Source organism: Pseudoalteromonas sp. BSi20439, assembly GCF_000241165.1.
In the GTDB taxonomy this organism is placed as follows: Bacteria; Pseudomonadota; Gammaproteobacteria; order Enterobacterales; family Alteromonadaceae; genus Pseudoalteromonas.
In genome coordinates, this window is record NZ_BADW01000219.1 from 12,679 (window position 1) to 36,305 (window position 23,627).

General features: G+C 40.2%; 18 protein-coding genes and 1 pseudogene. 7 read left to right on the forward strand and 12 right to left on the reverse strand.

Annotated elements, in window-relative coordinates; all coding sequences use genetic code 11:
* Positions 1 to 28: 28 nt before the first annotated feature.
* From der to ndk, 9 genes and pseudogenes are all read right to left on the reverse strand, one after another.
* The gene (der, locus tag P20439_RS16850) at positions 29 to 1,498 is read right to left on the reverse strand and encodes a ribosome biogenesis GTPase Der (RefSeq protein ID WP_008111356.1); all 1,470 of its coding nucleotides are present in this window, start codon (positions 1,496 to 1,498) and stop codon (positions 29 to 31) included.
* 93 nt (positions 1,499 to 1,591) lie between these two features.
* A complete protein-coding gene (gene bamB / locus P20439_RS16855) occupies positions 1,592 to 2,770 on the reverse strand; it encodes an outer membrane protein assembly factor BamB (RefSeq protein WP_008111354.1) in 1,179 nt (392 codons plus the stop codon).
* 10 nt (positions 2,771 to 2,780) lie between these two features.
* Complete coding sequence (locus tag P20439_RS16860) at positions 2,781 to 3,401, reverse strand: tetratricopeptide repeat protein (protein ID WP_008111352.1); 621 nt, start codon at positions 3,399 to 3,401, stop codon at positions 2,781 to 2,783.
* 44 nt (positions 3,402 to 3,445) lie between these two features.
* Positions 3,446 to 4,726 (reverse strand): histidine--tRNA ligase, encoded by a 1,281-nt coding sequence (gene hisS / locus P20439_RS16865; protein ID WP_008111350.1) that lies wholly within the window; start codon positions 4,724 to 4,726, stop codon positions 3,446 to 3,448.
* 187 nt (positions 4,727 to 4,913) lie between these two features.
* A complete protein-coding gene (ispG, locus tag P20439_RS16870) occupies positions 4,914 to 6,032 on the reverse strand; it encodes a flavodoxin-dependent (E)-4-hydroxy-3-methylbut-2-enyl-diphosphate synthase (RefSeq protein ID WP_008111348.1) in 1,119 nt (372 codons plus the stop codon).
* Between the two features lie 5 nt (positions 6,033 to 6,037).
* The gene (locus P20439_RS16875; protein WP_008111346.1) at positions 6,038 to 6,907 is read right to left on the reverse strand and encodes a RodZ domain-containing protein; all 870 of its coding nucleotides are present in this window, start codon (positions 6,905 to 6,907) and stop codon (positions 6,038 to 6,040) included.
* Positions 6,908 to 7,223: 316 nt separating this feature from the next.
* A pseudogene (gene pilW, locus P20439_RS16880) lies at positions 7,224 to 8,171 on the reverse strand (type IV pilus biogenesis/stability protein PilW); the annotation flags it as partial.
* Between the two features lie 116 nt (positions 8,172 to 8,287).
* Positions 8,288 to 9,418, reverse strand: coding sequence for a bifunctional tRNA (adenosine(37)-C2)-methyltransferase TrmG/ribosomal RNA large subunit methyltransferase RlmN (locus P20439_RS16885; RefSeq protein WP_008111342.1), 1,131 nt, complete (start codon positions 9,416 to 9,418; stop codon positions 8,288 to 8,290).
* 183 nt (positions 9,419 to 9,601) lie between these two features.
* Positions 9,602 to 10,033, reverse strand: coding sequence for a nucleoside-diphosphate kinase (ndk, locus tag P20439_RS16890; protein WP_008111339.1), 432 nt, complete (start codon positions 10,031 to 10,033; stop codon positions 9,602 to 9,604).
* A gap of 269 nt (positions 10,034 to 10,302) precedes the next feature.
* Between ndk and P20439_RS16895 the strand changes: the two genes are divergently transcribed.
* The 7 genes from P20439_RS16895 to P20439_RS16925 all read left to right on the forward strand — a co-directional run bounded on the left by P20439_RS16895 (position 10,303) and on the right by P20439_RS16925 (position 19,479).
* Positions 10,303 to 11,628: a PAS domain-containing methyl-accepting chemotaxis protein gene (locus P20439_RS16895; protein ID WP_008111333.1), complete on the forward strand. Its 1,326-nt coding sequence runs from the start codon at positions 10,303 to 10,305 to the stop codon at positions 11,626 to 11,628.
* Positions 11,629 to 11,782: 154 nt separating this feature from the next.
* Positions 11,783 to 13,177: a tRNA 5-hydroxyuridine modification protein YegQ gene (gene yegQ / locus P20439_RS16900; RefSeq protein ID WP_008468639.1), complete on the forward strand. Its 1,395-nt coding sequence runs from the start codon at positions 11,783 to 11,785 to the stop codon at positions 13,175 to 13,177.
* A gap of 3 nt (positions 13,178 to 13,180) precedes the next feature.
* Positions 13,181 to 13,426, forward strand: a complete 246-nt coding sequence (locus P20439_RS16905; protein WP_036934592.1) for a YfhL family 4Fe-4S dicluster ferredoxin — start codon at positions 13,181 to 13,183, stop codon at positions 13,424 to 13,426.
* Between the two features lie 275 nt (positions 13,427 to 13,701).
* Positions 13,702 to 14,421: a Sir2 family NAD-dependent protein deacetylase gene (locus P20439_RS16910; RefSeq protein ID WP_008468642.1), complete on the forward strand. Its 720-nt coding sequence runs from the start codon at positions 13,702 to 13,704 to the stop codon at positions 14,419 to 14,421.
* Between the two features lie 154 nt (positions 14,422 to 14,575).
* Positions 14,576 to 15,391: a TlpA disulfide reductase family protein gene (locus P20439_RS16915; RefSeq protein WP_008468645.1), complete on the forward strand. Its 816-nt coding sequence runs from the start codon at positions 14,576 to 14,578 to the stop codon at positions 15,389 to 15,391.
* Between the two features lie 241 nt (positions 15,392 to 15,632).
* On the forward strand, positions 15,633 to 18,560 hold the full coding sequence (locus P20439_RS16920) for a TonB-dependent receptor (RefSeq protein WP_008468647.1): 2,928 nt from the start codon (positions 15,633 to 15,635) through the stop codon (positions 18,558 to 18,560).
* Between the two features lie 121 nt (positions 18,561 to 18,681).
* On the forward strand, positions 18,682 to 19,479 hold the full coding sequence (locus P20439_RS16925) for a response regulator (RefSeq protein WP_008468649.1): 798 nt from the start codon (positions 18,682 to 18,684) through the stop codon (positions 19,477 to 19,479).
* Positions 19,480 to 19,505: 26 nt separating this feature from the next.
* Here P20439_RS16925 and P20439_RS16930 read toward each other — a convergent pair whose 3' ends face one another.
* From P20439_RS16930 to P20439_RS16940, 3 genes are all read right to left on the reverse strand, one after another.
* Positions 19,506 to 21,593 (reverse strand): bifunctional diguanylate cyclase/phosphodiesterase, encoded by a 2,088-nt coding sequence (locus P20439_RS16930; RefSeq protein WP_008468651.1) that lies wholly within the window; start codon positions 21,591 to 21,593, stop codon positions 19,506 to 19,508.
* Positions 21,594 to 21,772: 179 nt separating this feature from the next.
* Positions 21,773 to 22,450 (reverse strand): SDR family oxidoreductase, encoded by a 678-nt coding sequence (locus P20439_RS16935; protein ID WP_008468653.1) that lies wholly within the window; start codon positions 22,448 to 22,450, stop codon positions 21,773 to 21,775.
* 55 nt (positions 22,451 to 22,505) lie between these two features.
* A complete protein-coding gene (locus tag P20439_RS16940) occupies positions 22,506 to 23,504 on the reverse strand; it encodes a DUF4382 domain-containing protein (protein WP_008468655.1) in 999 nt (332 codons plus the stop codon).
* Positions 23,505 to 23,627 lie beyond the last annotated feature (123 nt).

Genomic DNA, 23,627 nt, shown 5'->3' on the forward strand with positions numbered 1-23,627 from the left:
GTTTTTTCAATTGACTAAATTAAAGCCATTACGATTTATTGCGGTTTTCTTTACTAAACGCGCGAATTTTACGTTTTTGCGACAGCGTTACTTTATTCGTACGCCCTGCAAATGGGTTATCACCTTCTCTAAATTCAATTTTGATTGGCGTACCCATAATCTTAAGTGCTTTACGGTAGTAGTTCATTAAGTAGCGTTTGTAGCTATCAGGTAAGTCATGTACTTGGTTACCATGAATAACGATACGTGGCGGGTTGTAGCCCCCAGCATGCGCATACTTAAGCTTTACACGACGTCCACGAACAAGTGGTGGCTGGTGATCCGCTTGTGCCATATCCATAATACGACGTAACATAGCAGTACTAATTCGCTTAGTTGCCGACTCATACGCTTCGTCAACTGATTCAAATAAATGACCAACACCGGTACCATGCAGAGCAGAGATAAAGTGTAGGCGGGCAAAATCAATAAAGCCTAAACGACGATCAAGTTCAGTCTTAATACGGTCTTTAACGTAATTATCTAGACCATCCCACTTATTCACGGCAATAACCAATGAGCGCCCTGAGTTAAGCGCAAAACCTAACAGGCTTAAGTCTTGATCAGAAATACCATCACGGGCATCAACCACTAATAACACCACATTACAATCTTCGATTGCTTGAAGTGTTTTAATGACTGAGAACTTCTCAACCACGTCACTTACTTTTTTACGCTTACGCACACCGGCGGTATCGATAAGAATATATTCTTTGTCGTTACGGGTCATCGGAATGTAAATTGAGTCGCGGGTTGTACCTGGCATATCGTATACAATAACGCGATCTTCACCTAGTATACGGTTAGTAAGGGTTGACTTACCAACATTTGGGCGACCAATAATCGCCAGCTTTACCGGCTTGTCGGCAAACGCTTGGTGATCGGTGTCATCTTCTTCACCTTCTTGATATAAGTCGATAAGTTCTTCATCGTCATCGGCTACATCTTCATCAAGTGCAGCAAGTTCAGCAATAACAGGCTGAAGTGTTTTTTCAAGTAGTAAAGTGATGCCACGGCCATGTGCGGCAGCGATATGATGAACTTCACCAAGTGAAAGTTGATAAAACTCAGCACAGTTTGAGTCGGCATCAATGCCGTCTGTTTTATTGGCAACAACAAAGCTTTTCTTTTCTTGCTTACGTAAGTGGTTAGCAATAGCTTGGTCAGCCACAGTCATACCCACGCGAGCATCAACTAAAAATAAAACAATATCCGCTTCTTCAATGGCTAGTAATGACTGATCAGCCATTTCGGTTTCGATACCTTCTTCTGAGCCATCAATACCGCCCGTATCTACCACGATAAATTCAAAGCCATCGTAATTTGCTTGGCCATATTTTCTATCACGCGTTAAGCCAGGAAAGTCGGCAACGAGTGCATCACGAGTACGTGTTAAACGGTTAAATAATGTGGATTTGCCCACATTGGGTCGCCCTACAAGAGCGATCACGGGAAGCATAAACTACCTCTTTAAAAAACAACAAAAGGCTTCGCAGTGCGAAGCCTTACAAAAAATAATTAACTATTAGTGCCTTACACTAATAGTAGACAGTTAGTTCGGTATTTTTACCGCGCTAACTTCACCATCGCGGGTGTATAAAATCAATTTATCGTCAGCGACAACGGGCTCAACAAAAAAACCTGAGCTGTCAAAGTCTTCACGAGATACTAGCTCGCCAGTGTCTTTATTTAACCAATGCAAATTGCCTTCTTGGTCACCTAACGCTAAATAATTACCGGCAATCGCTGGACCTGTTAAGTACCAGCCACGTAGAGCGGGTTGGCTCCAGCGTTCAATGCCCGAATCTTTATCAAGTGCATAAACAACGCCGTTACTATCAACAACGTAAATTGTTTGCAAATCCATGCTAATTTCACGGTAGCTGCTGTATTCACGTTTCCATACAACATTACCTGAACGAATATCTACTGCTGATAAGTTACCATTGTATGCAATAGCATAAGCAAATGGACCGCTAATAATAGGCTGCGTGTCTACATCAACTAAACGTTCAAACTCTGATGCGCCTTTTGGCACTGCAATTTCTGCACTCCATGCCGAGTAGCCGCTCTCAGAAATTAAAACACTTAACTTACCTGTTTCTAAGCCTAGTAACACCCCACCGTTAGCCACAGTAGGTGAACTTTGACCGCGTAAAGTTAGCGGTGGCACTTCTTGCTCAAAGCTCCAGCGCTCTTCACCAGTATCTGGGTGAAGCGCAAGTAACTTACCTGAAGCTAAATTTACAAAAATTAAGCCATCACCTGCAGCGGGTTTAGAGAGTGATTCGCCAGGTACTTTTTTACGCCAAACTTCTTTACCAGTCTCACGGTCAAGCGCAATCACGTAACCATGTTCAGAGCCTAAATAGATTTTACCATAAGCTTGTAATATTCCGCCTGATAATTTTGCACTATCGTTATCGCTCCAAGGCCAAAACGATAAATCTTGGCGAACGTCGGTTTCCCATTGGGTATCGCCGTTGGCAAGTGATAAGGCTTCTACTTGGCCTTCACGGTTAGCAACGTACACTGTTTCTTTATAAACAGCGGGTGATAGGCGTGAAAAGTAATGCTCTACACCGCTACCAATTGACTCTTGCCATACCACATCAGTTTCAAATTGATTGGCTATTTCTGGAAGCACCAGTTCTTCTTCATCATCACTTGAAGAACACCCCATTAGGGTTGCCATACATAGGGCGAGCGTTGCTGTTGTTATTTTTCTCATGCCTAAAACCTTATGCCGCTGGGCTAGTTACTGCTAGGTCATCTAACTTAATTTGTAAAAGAGGATTACTCGTTAATCCACCGGCATCAACAGCAGCTTGGTAAGCTACGCGTGCTTGCTCTTTATTACCTTGCTGAGTGTAAATGTCACCTTTTAATTCAGCCACATTTGCGTTAAACGCTTCAGGAAGAGGAGCATTTAATGTGCTCAATGCATCATCGTATTGCTGTTGAGCAATTTGCACACGCGCTAAACGTGTTGTTGCAATGGCTCTAAGCTGGGCGTTATCAACGTTAGTTACAATCCAGCTTAGTTTTTCATTTGCTACATCTAGTTTTTGTGTATCTACTGCTTCTTTTGCAGCAACAAATGCCGCTAAAGTTGCGTACTGAGTGTCTTTGTTTTCACTCATAAATGCATCAGCAGACGCTAATACGCTGTCACTTTCAACAAGCTTAGTGTATGCATCAGATGCTTGCTCTGCAGTGGTAATTTGATTTTGGTTGTATGCTTTCCAGCCATATAAACCACCTAAACCTACAATAACGCCTAAGGCTAGTGAAAGGCCGTTTTCACGAAAAAAACGTTTAATTGCTTCTGCTTGTTGTTCTTCTGTTGAATAAATTTCCATGCTTACCTCTGTTAAAGCGCTTAACTACTTACGCTTTATATAATTTAGCTATTAATTAGTTCTGCAAGTAACGTTTTAGCTTGTTCTAATTCTAGTGTGACTTGTTCTTTACGCTCACGTAAATATTTAATAGTCACAACGCCTTGCTCTAATTCATCTTCACCGATAATGACTGCAACAAGAGCATCGCTTTTATCAGCACGTTTAAGTTGTTTTTTAAAGTTACCACCACCTGCGTGCACCATAACCCGCAATCCAGGGACGTCACGACGTAAGGTAGAAGCAATAATAGGGGCTTGAATACTGGCTTTATCGCCCATGGCTGCTAAATATACATCAGCACTACGGCGTATGTCACCTACACATTCAAGTGCTTGAAGTAGTAAAACCAGACGCTCTAAACCCATTGCGAACCCTACCGCAGGGGTTGATTTACCACCTAATTGCTCTACTAAACCATCATAACGACCACCGGCACACACTGTCCCTTGTGCGCCTAAGCTGTCGGTTACCCATTCAAATACTGTGCGGTTATAGTAATCTAAGCCACGTACCAGCTTTTCATTAACCGTGTATTTGACGCCTGCGGCATCTAATCGTTCACATAAATTTTCAAAATGTTCTTTTGATTCAGCATCTAAATGTTCAGATAGCTTTGGTGCATCGACTAAGATTGCCTGAATATCTGGGTTTTTAGTATCCAAAACGCGCAGTGGGTTAGAGTACATACGACGCTTTGAATCTTCATCTAGTACATCGGTATGTTGTTCTAAAAAGGCGATTAAGGCATCGCGGTACTGTGCACGTGCTTCGTTTGAACCTAATGAATTAAGCTCTAAACGCACATGGTCAGTAATGCCAAATGCTTCCCAAAGTTGCGCCGTGAGTAAAATAACTTCGGCGTCAATATCGGCACTGGCAATACCAAAGGTCTCTAAACCAAATTGGTGAAATTGACGGTAGCGACCTTTTTGTGGTCGTTCATGGCGAAACATTGGACCCATGTACCAAAGGCGTTGTTCTTGATTGTATAACAGGCCATTTTCGTTACCTGCACGTACACACACTGCAGTGCCTTCTGGGCGCAGAGTTAAATTATCGCCGTTACGATCGGCAAAGGTGTACATTTCTTTTTCAACTATATCGGTCACTTCACCAATAGAGCGTTTAAATAGGTCGGTTGATTCTACAATTGGAAAACGAATTTCTTGATAACCAAACGATGATACGGTCTCGCGTAAAATGTGTTCTACTTTCTGCCAAACTTGCGTATCGCCTGGCAGGCAATCGTTCATACCGCGAACTGCCTGAATTTGTTTTGCCACTGATAAATCCTAAATCTGTTTATGTGCAGCTCTGGGCTGCAACCACGTAAAACTAAAAAATCGACCCTGCATTATAACCTTAACTATAAGGTAATTGCGAGTGTAGCGGGGTGTACGTAATTTATACTACGCTGTGAGTGCCGCGACTAAAAAAGGTCAATTAAATACATAATGCTGCAACAACACATCACTCTACGATTTTTATATCAATAGGTGTTTGTTGTTGCTTCTGTTCAATGAAGTCGCGTACATAGCCTTCGAGTTGATCAACAATATTGTTGTTATCAATGCGTGCTTTTTGTCGCTCACCATTAATGTATAAACCTGAGCGACGGTTTGCGCCGGCAAGGCCTATATCACTAACCAATGCTTCGCCTGGCCCGTTAACCACACAGCCAATGACTGACACTGAAACTGGCTCAATAATATCTTCTAAGCGCTCTTCAAGTTGATTCATGGTGCTCACTACATCAAACTCTTGGCGTGAACAGCTAGGGCAGGCAATAAAATTAATGCCGCGAGAGCGAATACGCAATGATTTTAATATATCAAAGCCTACTTTTATTTCTTGTACCGGATCCGCTGCTAGTGATACACGCAGTGTGTCACCAATACCTTCAGCCAATAGCATGCCTAAACCAACGGCTGATTTAACTGAACCAGAGCGCATGCCGCCTGCTTCGGTAATACCTAAATGCAGTGGCTGGTCAATTTCTTTTGCAAGTAGACGATACGCTCCTACCGCTAAAAATACGTCTGACGCTTTCACCGAAATTTTAAATTGGTCAAAGTCTAAGCGACGTAATATATCTACATGGCGCATAGCCGATTCAAGTAAGGCTTCAGGTGTTGGCTCGCCGTATTTTTCTTGTAGGTCGCGCTCAAGTGATCCACCATTTACGCCAATACGAATTGGAATGTTGTGCTCTCGAGCTGAGTCGACAACCGCTCTAATACGCTCTTCACTGCCAATGTTTCCTGGGTTAATACGTAAACAATCAACGCCATACTTTGCTACTTTTAATGCAATGCGGTAGTCAAAGTGAATATCAGCAACCAGCGGTATCGATACCTGCTCTTTAATACTTTTAAATGCTTCAGCGGCATCCATAGTTGGAACAGATACACGGACTATGTCAGCACCGGCATCTTGAATTGCTTGAATTTGAGCTACAGTGGCATCAATGTCCATTGTGTCTGTGTTAGTCATTGACTGCACGGCAATTGGTGCACCATCACCAATTGGAACATTACCCACGTTAATACGGGTGGATTTTCTGCGTTTTATAGGAGATTCTGAAAACATAGCGACTACTCTGCTAAGGGTAATTTAAATTTAGCTAAACGGTTTTTAGGAAAAGCCGAAATATCAACTGGCTCACCATTTAGGGTAATACTTACAACATCATGCTTGCCTAAAACCACTGAAAAAGGCGCTACACCAGTTAAGGTCATTTCGTAGCCTGCTTTTTTTACACCAAATGCAATTTTTTCATCGTTGGCATCGTGAATTTCTACCCAGCTCTCGTCATTAAACATCATAAAAATAGTGCTTAAATCAGTGTTTGTTGGCTCGCTCGGGCTTTGTGCGTCGTTTAGGGGAGCAGCCTGAATAGTTTGTTGCTCATTTTGTAATGCTGAATTTGTTTGTTGCGCAGGCTCAACATCATCTAATTGCACTTCATCAGCCGCTTCAGCAAGTCGTTTTGTATTTTCTTGTTGCTGAGTAATAAATGAATTATTAGCATTAATAGTGTTAGTTTGTTCATCAATAGGCGTTGCATTTTGCCACCACCATACAGCTGATGAGCCAATAACAATGGCTAGTATTAAATAGCTTACCGTCATCAGTCGACTGTCATGCGCTTCTTTTTCTGTACGTCTTGAAAAGCTTTGCATATCTACTGGCTTATCTGATGTGCTAAAAGCAGGCAGCATGGCTAAAATAGCGGTGCTATCAATGTTTAGTGTGCGACAGTAATTTTTTATATAGCCTTTAACAAATGTTTTTGCGCCCAGTAAATGATATTCATCGTTTTCAATATGCTGAACTTGTGATTCAGTTAATTTTAATAACGAGGCAATCTTAGCAAGGCTAATATTTGCATTTTCTCTATGTGTTTTTAGTATTTGACCTACAGAGGGTTCATCGCTCTGCGGTTGTGTATTATCTTCATTCATAATGTGTATCAGTTTGGATCCACTAGTAAAAGTTTATGTTTTAGCTTAACAACAAGAGTAAGACTGCGTTTTTATTTTTAGTTAATTCTTGTTGCTAAGGCGCATTAAAAAAGGTACTACATGCAATACTATAATAACTTTGTGGCGTTTAGCTAAAGCTTATCTGTTTTTAAGTGCTTTAATACACCTTATCCGTAGCAGTTTAGCATTTTATCACACTGAAATGCTAAATTGCTTTACCCTAAAACACGCATTTACGCGTCACCCTTTACGCTATATTTTTGTTTACAGTTAAAGGGGGTTAATCATCTTGCGTATTTGTTTTAGTTTGCTCAATTGACGCTTCGCTATTTGAAGCCTGCACGGGGCTCTTTTTACGAATAACCTTTATTTTTGGCTCAGCAATAATTTGATTGGATTGACTGCCTTCTTGCAATTCATCTAGCTGTGCTTGGCGGTATTTTTCACGCAGTACTTCAAATTCTGTTTGTCTTAACTGGTTATCGCGAATTGCGTTAGCTTGCATACTACTCGGATAAGTTTGTAATAAAGTTGCCGCAATTTTTTCTGCTTCTTCAATTCTGCCCATACGCTGTTTAACTAAATAACCAAGCAACAAGGCGCGAGAAGAAACTTGCGCGGTGTCGTCATAACGTTTTATTAAGTTACTGGCTTTGTATAAGTCACTTTTTGCATAATATAAAGCGGCTAAACTTATTAATGTAGACGCGCGTTGTGAGCTATGGTTTAGCGCCTGCTGAAAATAGCTTTCGGCGTTAGTGAAATCGTTAAACTCAATGGCGCATAGGGCTAAATTTTCATAGCTTTGTGCTACACGAATATAACTGGGTATTTCAATCGCTTTTAAAAATTGATCGGTGGCGCGATCATACTGATTAATGCTGCACAAAAACGTGCCATAGTTATTCAAGGTGTTAGGATCGTTTGGCTTAATAGCCAGTGCTTTTTGATAGGCTTTGTCGGCCAATCCATTTTCGCCAACTTGTTGATAATAGTATGCTAAAGAGTAGTGTACTTCGGGTAAGTTAGGAGCGTACTCATTAGCACGTTCTAAGTTATATTTTGCTTGAGAGTTATTACCTGTACTTAAATACTGTAACGCCAACGCAATGCGCGTGCGAGCAGCACCATCGTTATTAATTTTATTTTCGAGAACTGGTTTATCGCTGCCGTTGTAACTATTTTCAGTAACACAACCGCTCAAAAACAGTGTTGATAGTGCTAACGTAAGTAAAGATCGCATTACTTTGTCTCTTTATTTATATCCATAACCTCTATCTTACCTCAAAGCCTTTGTGTTGCATCATTTATTTAAAAATAAACGACATATCACAAAGGCTTCTGATTACTCAGCAAATATTAAGCTTGATGAATATTCACTGCAATCGCGTTTTCATCGCGCATTTTCTTTTTAGCCATACGCTTAGTACGGTCTACAACATCGCCAGCTAACTGACCACATGCAGCATCAATGTCATCCCCGCGAGTACGACGAACAATACAGGTAATACCCGCAGCTTGTAATACTTTAGAGAAACGGTCAATTCGACTGTTACTTGAACGGGTATATTCATTACCTGGGAATGGGTTAAACGGAATAAGGTTTACCTTAGATGGCGTACCTTTTAGCGTTTTAACAAGTTCATGAGCCTGATCGGTACTATCGTTAACGCCGTTAAGCATTACATATTCAATTGTCACATCTTTATTGGCTTTTGAACCGTCAATGTAACGACGACAGGCCGCTAAAAATTCTTCAATTGGATATTTTTTATTGATCGGTACTAAAATATCACGCAGGGCGTTATCTGGCGCATGCAGTGAAATTGCCAGCGCTACGTCTATTTTTTCTTTCAATAAATCAAGGGCAGGTACCACACCTGAAGTACTTAATGTGACGCGGCGCTTAGATAAACCAAAGCCCCAGTCATCCATCATCAGTTCCATTGCTGGGACTACGTTTTTAACATTAAGTAGCGGCTCGCCCATACCCATCATCACAACGTTAGTGACAGGGCGCTTTTCGCTGTTGCCATCAAGGCCAATATCTTTGGCTACACGCCATACTTGTCCGATAATTTCAGATACTTTTAAGTTACGGTTAAAGCCTTGTTGTGCCGTTGAGCAAAAAGTACATTCCAGTGCACAGCCCACTTGAGATGATACACATAACGTGGCGCGATCTTTTTCTGGGATCCACACGGCTTCAACTTCTTGGCCGCCTTCTAGTACTAATGCATATTTAATAGTACCGTCGCTGGCTTGCTGGCGAACTGAAATTTCGGGCGCAACAATTTCGCACTCATTTTTAAGCTTTTCTTTGAGTTTTTTGTTTACGTTGCTCATTTCGTCGAAATTATCTACGCCGAAATGATAAATCCATTTCATCACCTGATCGCCACGAAATGGCTTTTCACCGAATGATACGAATAGCTCTCGCATTGCATCTCGGTTTAAATCTAATAAATTAATCTTTTTTTGCTCGGTCATGTAACAACCTCAATCGGTGGCGGTGATGGTAAAAATTTACAAGGGAGAATTGTACACAATTTACCCACTATAATCATTAAGTAAAACATCATAAATAAACGGTTAATACTTTACGTAATGACTAAAAAAGGGCTCGAAAGCCCTTTTCATACTTTGCATCACAGGGTTAGCTGTGAACTCGAATTAACGAGTACGTGGGCAAAGTTCTTCGTCAGCGAAGAAGTACGCGATTTCGCGAGCAGCAGATTCAACAGCGTCAGAACCGTGAACCGCATTTTCGTCGATGCTATCAGCGTAGTCTGCACGTAAAGTGCCAGCTAGTGCTTCAGCAGGGTTAGTAGCACCCATGATTTCACGGTTTTTAAGAACAGCGTTTTCGCCTTCAAGAACGGTAACCATTACTGGGCCAGATGTCATGAAAGATACTAAAGCGCCAAAGAAAGGACGTTCGCTGTGTTCAGCGTAGAAACCTTCAGCTTTCTCTTGTGAAAGGTGAACCATTTTAGCTGCAACGATTTTAAGACCCGCAGTTTCGAAACGGTTGTAGATAGCGCCGATGTGGTTTTTAGCAACTGCATCAGGTTTTACGATTGAAAAAGTACGCTCTAAAGCCATCTTTGTGCTCCAATAATTTAAATAAAAGGTTGAATATTAACGGGCGCGAATTATACGCGTTTTAGTCGAAAAAACCTAATTTATTCTACTTTGCTGTCCTTTTTAATTTATCAAGCCTCTATTTATGAACCAAAAACGATATTTTTACGTTCATTTACTTTTATAAACTTGCGCTATACTCTGATTTACATCGTTTAAAGTCTCATTTTTCATAAATGCGTATAGACCCCGAAAGTATGCTGTAAGCATGCAAATACTAAGGTAACAATATGTTTTTTAACCAATCTTTAAAAAATCAAATAGCTGATTTACAAAGTAAGCTTTCTGTAAGGGAGCAGGTTAAACAAAGTTTAGACAGTGAAATGCTGGTATTAGAGCTTGATAAGCAAGGTGCTATTTTAAGACAAAATAAAAACTTTGAACGAGAGTTTAACTACTCGAATAACCAAATAATTAATAAAAATATTTTAGACTTCATTGCTGAAAATGCTAGAAATAACGCCGATTTCCATGCTTTTAAAAAAGCGATAAGTAAAGCTCAGCATTATGCGGGCGCCATTCAAGTATCCCACCAAAACGGCCAACGAGATTGGTTACGCTGCATTTTACACCCAATAAAAAATGAGCAAGGTCAGCTTGAGTATTTGACTATGCACTGTACTGTGCTGACACAAATAATTGAAAGCTCAAGAGAGAATGAAGATTTAATAAAAGCATTGCACCGCTCTACGGCGGTGATTGAATTTGACACCCAAGGTATGGTGCTGCGTGTTAACGACAACTTCTTAAAAAGTATGGGCTATTCAAAGCAAGAAGTAATAGGTAAGCACCATGGAATGTTTTGTGATGAGCAAGAAGCCAGCAGTAAAGAATATCAAGCATTTTGGCAACGATTGCGTAATGGCGAGTTTATTGCGAGCAGATTTAAGCGAATTGATAAACACGGTCATTCAGTATGGTTAGAAGCGTCGTATAATCCGATTTTTAATGAAGCTAATGAGCTTTACAAAGTAGTTAAATTTGCCACGGTGATCACCGACCAGGTAGAAAGAGAGCTGGCTATAGAGCAAGCGGCGAGTATTGCCCATGGAACCTCTATCGAAACCGATAATAACGCGGATAAAGGCGCGGAGGTGGTACAAAAAACAGTTCAAGTTATGAATGAGTTGTCGGTACAAATGGAGCAAGCGGGTAAAGAAATTTCAGCATTAGATAAACAATCGCAACTTATTGCCAGCATAGTGCAAAGTATCAGCAGCATTGCTGATCAAACGAATTTGCTAGCACTCAATGCTGCCATTGAAGCTGCAAGAGCAGGTGAGCAAGGCCGAGGTTTTGCTGTAGTTGCTGATGAGGTGCGTTTACTTGCTTCAAGAACCAGTAAAGCAACTGAAGAGATTGTGGATGTTGTACAGCAAAACCAAAATTTAACCCAATCAACGGTGGCTGTAATAGAGCAAGGCAAACACAAAGCTCAGCAAGGATTAGATCTTTCTAACGAGTCAGGCCATGTGATGAATGATATTAAAAAAGGCGCACAACAAGTTGTTGATGCGGTTAGCCAATTTTCTAATCAATTAAGTAGTAAAAAATAACTTAAATTTGCTGCTCTTCATTTTTAGCACAGAAGAGAAATTTTGATGATCTTGATCAAAGTTTCTCTTTTGACCACTCATTATACTTGCGCGCTTTATTTCCCTTAATTATTCATGCAACCGGCTTGAACCCGGTTCGATGTATGGAGCGCACATGTCAGCTGTTACTTCCTCAACCCCGTTTATTCCTGAACTACTTTGCCCTGCTGGTAGCTTAAAAAATATGCGTTATGCCTTTGCTTATGGTGCCGACGCTGTGTATGCCGGCCAACCTCGTTACAGTTTAAGGGTTCGCAATAATGAATTTGATTTAGATACATTACAAATAGGGATTAACGAAGCCCATGCATTAAATAAAAAGTTTTATGTGGTATCTAATATTGCGCCGCATAACGCAAAAGTTAAGTCGTATTTACGAGATATAGAACCGGTAATTGCTATGAAGCCGGATGCATTGATCATGTCCGATCCGGGTTTAATTATGTTAGTGCGTGAAAAATGGCCTGATATGTCAATTCACCTTTCAGTACAAGCTAATGCAGTAAATTATGCCAGTGTACTGTTTTGGGCAAAGCAGGGTATTGAGCGGGTAATTTTATCTCGTGAGTTATCACTTGAGGAAATAAATGAAATACGCACACTGTGCCCTGAAACCGAGCTAGAAGTATTCGTTCATGGCGCACTGTGTATGGCCTATTCAGGGCGCTGTTTACTCTCAGGTTATATTAATAAACGCGATCCTAACCAAGGGACGTGCACCAATGCGTGTCGTTGGGAGTACGATGTTAAACCCGGTACTGAGAATGAAACCGGTGAAATGGTACATAAAATTGACCCTAAAACGGTTATACCTACGTTAGGTGAAGGCGCACCAAGCAACGATGTTTTTATGCTTGAAGAGCAAGGTCGCCCGGGTGAATATATGCCTGCATTTGAAGACGAGCATGGTACTTATATCATGAACTCAAAAGACTTACGCGCCGTGCAATACGTAGAGCAACTAACAAAAATGGGGGTGCACAGCCTTAAAATAGAAGGGCGCACTAAGTCATTTTATTATGTAGCCCGTACCGCACAAGTATACCGTAAAGCAATTGACGATGCCGTTGCAGGTAAACCATTTGATGCAGACTTATTTAAAACCCTTGAGAACTTAGCACACCGTGGTTACACCGAAGGTTTTTTAAAGCGCCATGCTCATCAAGATTATCAAAATTATGAATATGGTCACTCTGTATCAACTCAGCAGCAATTTGTAGGTGAGGTATTAGGGCGTAATGCTAATGGTTTGGTTGAAATAGATGTAAAAAATAAGTTTTGTGTCGGCCATTCATTAGAGCTAATGACGCCGAAAGGCAATATTAGCTTTACCCTAGAAAGTATGGAAAATAAAAAAGGCGAAAGCATTACCGATGCCAAAGGTTCAGGCCACATTGTAAAAATTCCACTGCCTGACACTATCGATTTAGAGCACGCCATACTGATGCGCAATTTGGATGAAAACCAAGATACCCGCAATCCGTTTAAAAAAGCCGTGGTTAGTGGTTAAATCATGGCTTTACTCATAAATAGTAAATGCATTAACTGTGATATGTGCGATCCAGAGTGCCCAAATGAAGCAATTTATATGGGCGCTAAAATTTACCAAATCGACCCAACAAAATGTACTGAATGCGTAGGCCACTACGACAAGCCGACCTGCGTCAGTGTATGCCCCATTGATTGTATAAAGCCCGATCCAAATCATCGTGAGAGCTTAGATGAACTGGCGGAAAAGTATGTGAGATTGATGGGTTAGTTACTTAATAAGTAGATTACCCATATTTTTTTAGAAAGCTAAATACATTGTAACAAATTAGTTTTTGTTGATTGTTGCTATAGTTCCCAACGTATCAGTAATTAAAAAGGCTGTAGCGTAATTGAATTAAATTAACAATGTAAAGAGCTTCTTTGTTATCTGTCTTTTATTTTCAGCGAAATGTTCATGGCTTAATAGTTAAAGAGTAAAAGTCTTAAATATTCAGTTTTATAAAGTATTATAGGTTTATAAAACTGAATATAAGGGATGGCTTTATGAATACGTTATACATTACTGGGGCGGGTGTGAGTGCTGCTAGCGGTATTCCTACTTTTCGTGGTGAAGATGGTTTTTGGACCATTGGTAGTAAAAATTATACGCCTATGGAAATGGCCACTCGCGCAATGTATGAAAATAATCCAAGTGAGTTTTTAGCTTGGTATTATCATCGCTTCGCAACTTATCGTCATCATGGTCCTAATGAAGTGCATAGTTGGCTAAGCGACAAAAACCTAATAACTCAAAATATTGATGGGCTAGATGGTAAGGCGGGTAATAAAAATTACATTGCAATTCATGGTCGGCTTGATCAAATGACCGTGTTTCATCATCAAGGTGATGACGTTACACCACAAGCTACGTTATGGAATAATGTAGATGAGAGTAACTTACATCGCTCTTTACTGGAGCTATTCAATATTGAAAATAACCAGCCTAAGCTTAATTATTCTTTAAAGCCCTTTGTGCTGTTATTTGATGAATATTACACCGAGCTATACCGCATTACTGAGGCGCAGCAGCGAATAATAAATGCCGATAAAATGGTATTTATGGGTACTTCGTTTAGTGTAAACATTACCCAGATGGCACTAGAGATTGCACGTAATTATGCTATTCCAATTGAAATTGTTGACCCTGAACCTACTCATGTATTGCACTCAAATGTAAGTTATAAAAAAATGACTGCATTGGAGTACATACAGCAACAATGTTAACTAGGTAAATAGCTTTTGTATTGCTGCTGGTATACATAACCTATTATGCGTTATTAATAATCAGTACAGTTTACACTATGTTATTGTTGGCGTTTAATTCATGCTGGTACCCGTTATTTTAGGTACTTAAATTCATTATAAGAAGACGGTAGCAATGTTAAGTATTTCTCTTGGGCCTTTAGTTATTTCCATTTCTCAGTTAATTATTTTTTTAGGGTTAGGCATTTTTTGGGGGCTTACCTATTTATTAACGCGCCAACATCTATTACAAAAAGCGATTTTAGATACGGTTTTTAAAGCAGTTGTAGTGGGCTTTTTAGCCTCGCGTTTAGCGTTTGTGTTTACTATGTGGGATGCTTATCAAGGTAATTGGTGGCAGCTTTTTAATATTAGCGACGGTGGCTTTATTGGTTACTATGGTTGGCTCAGCGGCATAGTGGTTTTAGCATTTTATGCGCGTGGTAAAAAAGCGGTAATGAAAAACTACGCTATTGCTGGGTTTGTAGGTTTTTGTTCAATGATTATTCCTAATTTTGCGCTGTCTATTTACCAAACGGGTGTGCAATTACCGCAATCGGTTGTGCATAATATGCAAGGCCAGCAAGTTAACTTACAAAACTTTAAAGGTAAGCCGGTGGTGATTAACTTTTGGGCGTCGTGGTGTCCGCCGTGTCGAAAAGAAATGCCGGTGCTACAAGCGGCTCAAAAAAATAATCCAAATATTACGGTGGCGTTTGTCAATCAAGGTGAAGACTTACACACGGTAAAAGCGTTCCTTAATGAACAGCAACTCGACCTAAACCATGTGTTTTTTGACCAAAGCAGTAATGTGAGTCGCGAATCAGGTGCTGCGGGCTTACCAACCACTTTGTTTTATAATAGCCAAGGTGAGTTAGTCACCAGTCATATGGGAGAACTTTCTCATGCGAGTTTAGGTTATTATATTCAGGCTATTAGTGATAAAAAATAATAGTGTTTGTTGTTTGATCTAGTTACTCCTTCCTAAGCAGCTAAATAGTTATTTTGCTGCTTAACTTCTTGTTTATATTTGAATTGACTATTTATTGACAAGGTATTCAGTTACTCATCAGTTTGCATTAACAAGCTATTAAGCTTGGTTATGTAAAATACAGCTACTTTTTTCGTACCATCTTTAGCTAGTACGATCATCTTTAAGTATTAACTGTATTTTAAATGGAACTGTTAAAACTATGACCGCTCATCGGAAAACCAACGCTTCACATCACTCACTCCCACTTTTTATTAAATCAACCCTGTGTATGTCTATTTTGTCTGTGATTAATCATGCATATGCGGATGAAGCAGCAGATAAAGCATTAAAAAGTAAAGATATGGAAGTAATTGAGGTACGCGGTATCCGTTCCAGTATGGCAGCTAATTTAGATATAAAACGTTTGTCTAGCTCTGTGGTTGATGCGATTACAGCGGAAGATATTGGTAAGTTTCCTGATAAAAACGTCGCAGACTCATTACAACGCGTACCAGGGGTAGTGATTGACCGTGACGGAGGCGAGGGCTCATCGGTAAGTATTAGAGGGTTATCATCTGAACTCACCTTTTCTCAGTTAAATGGTAATTTTATTGCGTCATCACCAGGCGAGCCATCTCGTTCGTTTGATTATGCATTACTCCCCTCAGCCATGATTGAAAGCGTGGAAGTGTATAAATCACCAGAGGCACGTTTAGATGAAGGTGGAGTGGGCGGCACGGTATTAATGCATAGTCGTAAGCCGCTAAGTATGGATGCAAACTCAGGGGTGATTAATATTGAAAGCACTTATGCCGATGTGACTGAAGAATCTGAGCCGCAAGTAACCGCACTTTATTCTTGGAAGAACGATGCTGATACTTTTGGTGTGTTGTTTGGTTACACCTCACAAAAACGCACTAACCGAACTCTTTCGGGTGGCACCGATGCAAATGTGTGGCGCTTTATTGGTGAAAACCCGGTTGATGTTAATGGCGCACCGGTTGAAAATAATAATCAGTGGGGTTCAATAAGCGATGCTCGGGGCAATAACTATGACAATGTCTGGTTCCCTCAAGTGGTTCGAGGTTCAATTGTAAACGAATTACGTGAGCGAGAAGGGGTACAATTTAGCACGCAGTGGCGCCCAACTAGCCGAGTAGAAATTGGTTTTAACTATTTTGGATTTTCACTTGATAAAAATAGAACTGAGTCGGTGATTGATATACCTGAGTGGTCTTTAAATCCTGACTTTTTAACCGATGTAAGTTTGGATGAGTCAGGCACGATAGTTAATGGAATGCAATTTGATGCAGCTGCAAGTGGTATAGAAAATGATATGCAATTGCCGTGGATGCGAGGCAGCTATGTGCGTGAAGAGTCAACCTCTGACACTTTTGATCTCAACTTAACCTACGAAGGTGATTACTTCAAAGCCCGTTTTGTGGCGGGTAATACACGTTCTGAAGGTGGCCCGAAAGAGAGTTGGGAAGCAGCCTATAAAAGTTCTAACGCGGGTGAAAATGAAAACCGCATAGAAAATGCCGCGCAAACAGCGGGTTGGAAAATTAATGAGAACGATATTAGTTTAAATATAGATCCAAATACGTTAGCTAACTTACTCAATGGTGTGGGCGGTGGTCGCGATCCGGGTTCGTCAAATTCAAGTTTTGTGCGTAGTGAACTTGAAGAAGATTACTACCAAGCTGATTTCGATATTTATACCGATTGGGGCATTTTAAGAACAATTAAAACTGGGGTTAAGTATCGAGAAGCTACGCTTCACCGCGAAACCGGTAATACCTTCTTTTTAGATCCTAATTTTGATATTGCCGCAGCAGAAGCCAGTAAGGGTGGGATCACACGCTTTGATAGTTACCAGTGGAACAACGGCATGCCACTAGCACAAGATGTATTTATCAACGAAGCTAACATTGCTGGTGGCTTTAATATAAACCAAATGCCCGGCATTGATTGGGATAAATACCGTGATATTGTGACCAGTAATTATGTGCCGTATACACGCAAAGAAGATAACTTCATTTATGATATAGAAGAACAAATAGCGGCATTTTATCTACAAGGTGATTTTGAATTTGATAGCGTGCGCGGTAATTTAGGCGTACGGGTTGTGCGCACGAAAACCATGACATCATCAACCGACCTATATACTTATTTATTGGATCATACCAATGATGACACCGGCGAGCCGGTAACGGGAGATGATAGATTTGTTGAAGATTATCAACTCATTACTCAAGAGAATACCGATACCCAAATTTTACCTAGCTTTAATATTGCATGGGATGCCAGCGACGATATTGTTGTGCGCGGCGCGATTGCTAAAGTAATGTCTCGCCCTGATTATGCCGATTTAGGCGCACAACAACGCATTACGTTTGTCTCAGATGAGTGGGCCGACGACAGAGCTGAATTTAATGAAATTCCGGGTTTTAGTGGTAGCGGGGGTAATAAAAACTTAAAACCATTTGAGTCAATACAAGCTGACTTATCGATTGAGTATTACTATAGCGAAGGTTCTGCCATTGGTTTAGCACTATTTCATAAAACTGTTGATAACTTCGTCGTGCCTTTGGTGATTGATTCACAGCAAAACTTTGCCGGCAAAGAGGGCATAGTTGATGCGGGAAATATTACAGTATCGCCATATAGCACCGTAGGCAATGGCACTGATGCCGTATCTAAAGGGGCGGAAGTATTTATACAGCATGCCTTTGATAGTGGCTTTGGCTTTTATGCAAATTACACCTATAACAAAACCAATAAGGCCGATGTAGAAGTAGATGGTAAAGAGTTTGGTAAATCGCCTTTAATTGGCAGTGCTAAGTACCAGTACAATACCTCGATATATTATGAGGGAGATGCTTTTAATATTCGTGCTTCTTACAACAAGCGGGGTGAAACCGTGTTGGGTTTAAATAGTGGTTTAAACGTGTATCAAGACCCATACGAGCAAGTTGATGTAAATGCATCAATTACTTTATTAGAGGACTTGAGCCTGACAGCCGCGGTGATTAATTTAACTAAATCTGAGTCGGTAAAGCGCCTAGGTAATGACACAGAGTCTCGGCTATTAAACTCAAGCTATTCAGGCAGACGTTATTATGCGGGGATAAACTATCGTTTTTAAGCTGAGTTTGTTGAGTTTGGGTAAACAAGTTGTTTTGTTGCTGTTTTAGCTTTTTCTTATAAGTTATTGCTTTATAATGAAGGTTATAAAAAATTATATAAAGACTAATAACAGGATTGAAATGAGTGATTTAACGGCAATAGCTAACTTATCTATTTTATTAGTTGAGCCTTCTGAAGTGCAACAAAAGCTAATAAAAAAATCACTGGCTCAGTGTGGGGTTACACAAATTGAAACGGCCAGTACTCAAGAAAGCGCGCTGGCTGCTTTATCAAATTTCCACCCAGATTTAGTGATCAGTAGTATGTATTTTAGTGACGGTACTGCAGATTCTTTATTGCAGGTAATACGCAGTAACAGCAATACTGAGCAGCAGGCGTTTATGCTGGTGTCGAGCGAGCGTAATAAGCGCCATTTAGAGCAACTTAGGCAGTCGGGTGTATTAGCTATTTTACCAAAACCGTTTAGTGCCGACGAGATCACCCGTGCGCTAAAAGCGACTTTGGATATTATTAGCGAGCAAGAGGTGGAGCTAGAGCACTTTGATGTCACTTTACTTCGCGTATTGGTGGTTGATGACAGTCGTTTTGCGCGAAAACATATAATACGAGTGCTAGCGGGGATGGGTATTCCTGAACCTGTAGAGGCAGAAGACGGTAAACAAGCGATTGAAATACTTAATAATCAATCATTTGATTTAATTGTTACAGATTACAATATGCCAGAAATGGATGGTAAAGAACTAACCGAAACGGTAAGGCAGTCGAATGCGTACTCACATATTCCAATACTTATGGTGAGTTCAGAGGCCAACGATACCCATTTAGCAAACATTGCTCAAGCGGGTGTGGACGCAATATGTGACAAACCGTTTGAGCCCGCTACTGTGCGCGATTTACTCTTTAAAATCATGAGCTAAAACATAACTATAAAAGCACTTTTTAACTAAAGTGCTTTTAAGTAACGCAATGAAAAATTGAGCAGCTTGGCGGCCGGCAAGGGCTTACTTAAATAAAATCCTTGAGCAATATCGCAGTTTAGCTCGTTGAGTAAATCTAGCTGCTCTTTGGTTTCTACTCCCTCTGCAACTACTTTTATTTCTAGGCTGTGTGACATCGCTATGGCCGCTTTTACTAAATTACAGTCGGCCTTGTTATCTGTTATCCCTGCAATAAAGCTACGGTCAATTTTTAGCACATCAAAAGGGTATTCTCGTAAGTAACTTAATGATGAATAGCCTGTGCCAAAGTCGTCCATTGACAGTTTTATGCCCAGCTCATCAATTTGCACTAAGGCATCATGAATTGAGGCTTGGCTATTCATTAGTACCCCTTCGGTAATTTCTAATTCTAAACATTCGTTACTAATGGTGTTTTCATTAAGAGCATGAATAATTATATTCACCAGCTCTGGTTCTCTAAACTGACGCGGCGATAAGTTAACAGCCATGGTGTATTGCTGGTTGTTGACAGTTTGCCATTCATTTAAGAAACGTAAAGCTTGATTAATAACAAACACACCAATAGGTGCAATTAAGCCAGTTTGTTCAGCAATAGGAATAAATTCATCAGGGGTAATTTCCCCTAACACAATATTATGCCAACGTAGCAAAGCTTCAGCGCCAATGATAGTGTTTGTTTTTACATCTATTTGCGGTTGGTAATAAAGCTCAAATTCGTTTCGCTCCAGTGCACCATGCATTTGCTCTTCTATTTCAAAACGGCGGCGCATTGCAACGTTCATTTGCGGGGTGAAAAAAGAAGAGGTATTGCGACCCAAAGCTTTAGCTTGATACATAGCCGTATCCGCATTTCGTAATAATACCGACGCAGAGGTGCCATCTTTAGGGGAAATTGCAATACCAATACTTAATGTCAGTATTAAGTCTCTGCCTTCGAGTTTAAAGGGCTTTCTAAATGCTTTAAGTAACCGATCAGCAATTACTAAGGCATCGCTTTCATCATCTAAACTGGATATTAAAACAATAAATTCATCACCACCCAAACGCCCAACCGTGTCATTTTTTTTCAGTGCTTGTTGTAATCTATGTGCCGCTTCAATTAACAATTTGTCGCCGACTTCGTGGCCTAAAGAGTCATTTACCTTTTTAAAATCATCAAGGTCTAAAAAGAATACAGCGGCTTTTACATGATTTTTTTGTACTTCCATTAATATCTGCGATAATCGATCAAGCGATAAAAAGCGATTAGGTAGAGCCGTTAAGCTATCAAAATGTGCCTGACGGCGAATTAGTTCAGCGGAGCGGTGTGGCTCACTAATATCACGAATTATCACCATCATTTGGCTTTTCTTAGCTAATAAACGTACCCTCGCCTCATAATAATTTATGCCCTCAGGCATGTTTAATTCGTATTCAAAGCTGACCATCTTTCCTTGCGTTGTTGCTTTTTCAATATGAAGTTGAAACTTATGAGCTACTTTTTCAGGTAGTACATCAATCATTTTTTTACCAATGAACTGCTTAGGTGAGACATACAGATCGTTGTTATTGTTTGCGTGATAGTCAGCAATAGTGCCATCTTGCTCTAGTACAAAAAATAAGTCAGGAATGGCTTCAAAGATAGTCTTCAACATACTGGCATTAAATGTGGCTTCAGCTTGCGCTTTATGCACCTCAGACAGGTCAACATCAATACAATACATTTGTTTTGTTTCGTATTGATTGGTAAACATAACATGGCTTGAAAATACAGCCACATCATTACCTTCTTTATGTTTGAGGATAAGTTCTGAGGCGGGAATTTCAATATCATGCTTAATCCAATTACTATGGGCTTCAATTACGGGCTCTCGCATTGGTGTGGGTATAATTAAATCTTCGAGTTTTTTGCCAATGGCTTCTTGCTGTGAATACCCATAAAGCAATTCACTGCCTTTATTCCAATAAATTACACGTCGTTGCTCATCATAACCTTGCACTGATATTGAATCGACAGCATCAAAAAGCTGGTGTAACGGGTCATTAGTAACATATTGATGAGTCGACATATTATTAGTTTTATTGGGAGCCATTAAATGGGTTCCAGTTATTGAATTACTTTCTTTATATAGTAGACATAAAGTTGTGATTTAGCATGGTAAGGGAGGTTTCAATGTGTGACTTTTCATTGATTTAGTCGAAAGTAATTTTAACAAAGCACAATTAAGTACTTTTAAAGCAAAGGCCAATAAATATTGGCCTTTATATTTTATTAGTTGGTGGGCATTAAATAGATTTCGCGCACGCTATTACGCTGATTAGCTTCAATGGCAAATAATACCGCATCGGCCACGTCTTGAGGGTCGAGCTTATCTGGTTTTGCTTCATCAAAAAAAGGCGTGTTCACCATGCCTGGTGCAATAGTGGTACAGCGACCATGCCATGGTTTCATTTCCTCTGCTAAATTTTGACCAAAGCCATGTGCAAACCATTTAGTAGCACCATATATAGAGCCGTCAATGGGTCTTCTTCCTGCTGCAGAGCTGGTTAAAATAAAATGCCCTTGGTTTTCACGTAAGTGAGGCAAAGTGAGTTTTGCGGTCCACAACAACGCTTTAATATTAAGGTCAACCATGGTTGACCACTCATTGGGGTCGCCATTTTCGGTGCCAGGTGATGACACACCCATGCCCGCGTTAGCGAATGCTGCGTCCAATCGCCCAAATTTTTTAATGCCCTTACTTACTACACTCTCAAGCTCGCTAAACTGAGTGGCATCGGCTGAAACGCTAAATGCACTTTCATGGCCTAACTCATCAACTAGTTTATTGAGTTTATCTTCACTGCGCGCAGTTAATATTACTTTGTGACCATTATTAACTAATGTTTTAGCGGTCGCCTCGCCAATACCACTAGATGCACCGGTAATTAAAATTACTTTATGTGTCATAGTTCCTCCAAAAAAAAAGCCCGCAGGTGCGGGCTAGAATTTATAAAGTTGATGCTTACTGAGCAATATCAAATGTCACTTCGGTATCTTCACCGGCTACAACCGCCACCGGCTTAACTTGATATAGGGTAAACGCTTCATCTTGTAGTTCGGCATCATCAATATGCGCGTTACAGGTATAACCTAGCTGATAATCGCCAGGCGTAATAAATGCTAGTTCAAATTCATATTGGCTAGTTTCATTGTTAAGTACAACATTTGCAGTAGCCAATGGTGCGTCTAAAGGGGTTTCACCCTCAGTGACTTCGTAATTATCAAGTGGTTGCTCTACATCACTGTTATACAAGTAAACAGCATGGCCAAATGAACCATCTTCGGCGGCAACCTCAATGTTATCGGTTTCACAATTTGCATAAAGTGATTCGCTTACTGTACCTTCAATATCTTGTGACTCAGCGAGGTTTTCAAGACGAACTCCACGTGGTTTTAATACTATTTCGTTACCGCTTTGTGGCGCAACTAACGATTTTTTAAGGTCAAATTCAAGTACAAAAGTGTTGTCCGTCTGATTCAGAGTAAAACCATCAAGTTGAATTTCGCCTATTCCGTCATTGCCTTTTCGTTTTACGATTAACGGTGCAGTGCTGTCATCTTCATAAACAACATGCGAAGTTTCAGTTAGGTTGTTTATATCACCATTGATTACATCAGCACGTATCCACGCGTATTCACCTGCAGGTACGTCTTCGCCTTCTAGTAAGGAAAAAATATCATCGCCAGTGTAATCCAATAAGTTAACCATTTCAGCTTTGGTTAAATCGCTGGCTTCACGGGTTTCGAAGCTAAAATCTTCGCCACCTTGTGAACGAAGGATGATAGAGTCAAAAACTACATTAACCGCTTTTAGACCAGTGACTGGTGCATCTGAAACCCCTAAACTAAACGTTGATTTTTGCGGATCGGTAGGAGTAATAGGAGAGTCATCGTTTGATGAACCACAACCCGTTAATGCTAATAAGACGGCGCTACTAAGTAATGTTGATTTTAAGTTCATGTTAGGTTTCCAAAACGTAATTAAGTGTCTCTTATTATAGATACAAAAACTTAACCTAAATTGAATTAAAGTTATTAATTACAGGAAGAAGATTTAAATACTGTGTATCTTCCCCCTATAAAA

Coding starts and splice junctions, on each gene's coding strand:
- P20439_RS16905 (WP_036934592.1), top strand. CDS start 13,181: ATGGCTTTACTCATAAATAGTAAATGCATTAACTGTGATATGTGCGAT.
- P20439_RS16885 (WP_008111342.1), bottom strand. CDS start 9,418: ATGACCGAGCAAAAAAAGATTAATTTATTAGATTTAAACCGAGATGCA.
- bamB (WP_008111354.1), bottom strand. CDS start 2,770: ATGAGAAAAATAACAACAGCAACGCTCGCCCTATGTATGGCAACCCTA.
- P20439_RS16920 (WP_008468647.1), top strand. CDS start 15,633: ATGACCGCTCATCGGAAAACCAACGCTTCACATCACTCACTCCCACTT.
- P20439_RS16930 (WP_008468651.1), bottom strand. CDS start 21,593: ATGGCTCCCAATAAAACTAATAATATGTCGACTCATCAATATGTTACT.
- P20439_RS16940 (WP_008468655.1), bottom strand. CDS start 23,504: ATGAACTTAAAATCAACATTACTTAGTAGCGCCGTCTTATTAGCATTA.
- P20439_RS16915 (WP_008468645.1), top strand. CDS start 14,576: ATGTTAAGTATTTCTCTTGGGCCTTTAGTTATTTCCATTTCTCAGTTA.
- ispG (WP_008111348.1), bottom strand. CDS start 6,032: ATGTTTTCAGAATCTCCTATAAAACGCAGAAAATCCACCCGTATTAAC.
- P20439_RS16860 (WP_008111352.1), bottom strand. CDS start 3,401: ATGGAAATTTATTCAACAGAAGAACAACAAGCAGAAGCAATTAAACGT.
- ndk (WP_008111339.1), bottom strand. CDS start 10,033: ATGGCTTTAGAGCGTACTTTTTCAATCGTAAAACCTGATGCAGTTGCT.
- P20439_RS16935 (WP_008468653.1), bottom strand. CDS start 22,450: ATGACACATAAAGTAATTTTAATTACCGGTGCATCTAGTGGTATTGGC.
- P20439_RS16910 (WP_008468642.1), top strand. CDS start 13,702: ATGAATACGTTATACATTACTGGGGCGGGTGTGAGTGCTGCTAGCGGT.
- P20439_RS16875 (WP_008111346.1), bottom strand. CDS start 6,907: ATGAATGAAGATAATACACAACCGCAGAGCGATGAACCCTCTGTAGGT.
- yegQ (WP_008468639.1), top strand. CDS start 11,783: ATGTCAGCTGTTACTTCCTCAACCCCGTTTATTCCTGAACTACTTTGC.
- P20439_RS16925 (WP_008468649.1), top strand. CDS start 18,682: ATGAGTGATTTAACGGCAATAGCTAACTTATCTATTTTATTAGTTGAG.
- P20439_RS16895 (WP_008111333.1), top strand. CDS start 10,303: ATGTTTTTTAACCAATCTTTAAAAAATCAAATAGCTGATTTACAAAGT.
- der (WP_008111356.1), bottom strand. CDS start 1,498: ATGCTTCCCGTGATCGCTCTTGTAGGGCGACCCAATGTGGGCAAATCC.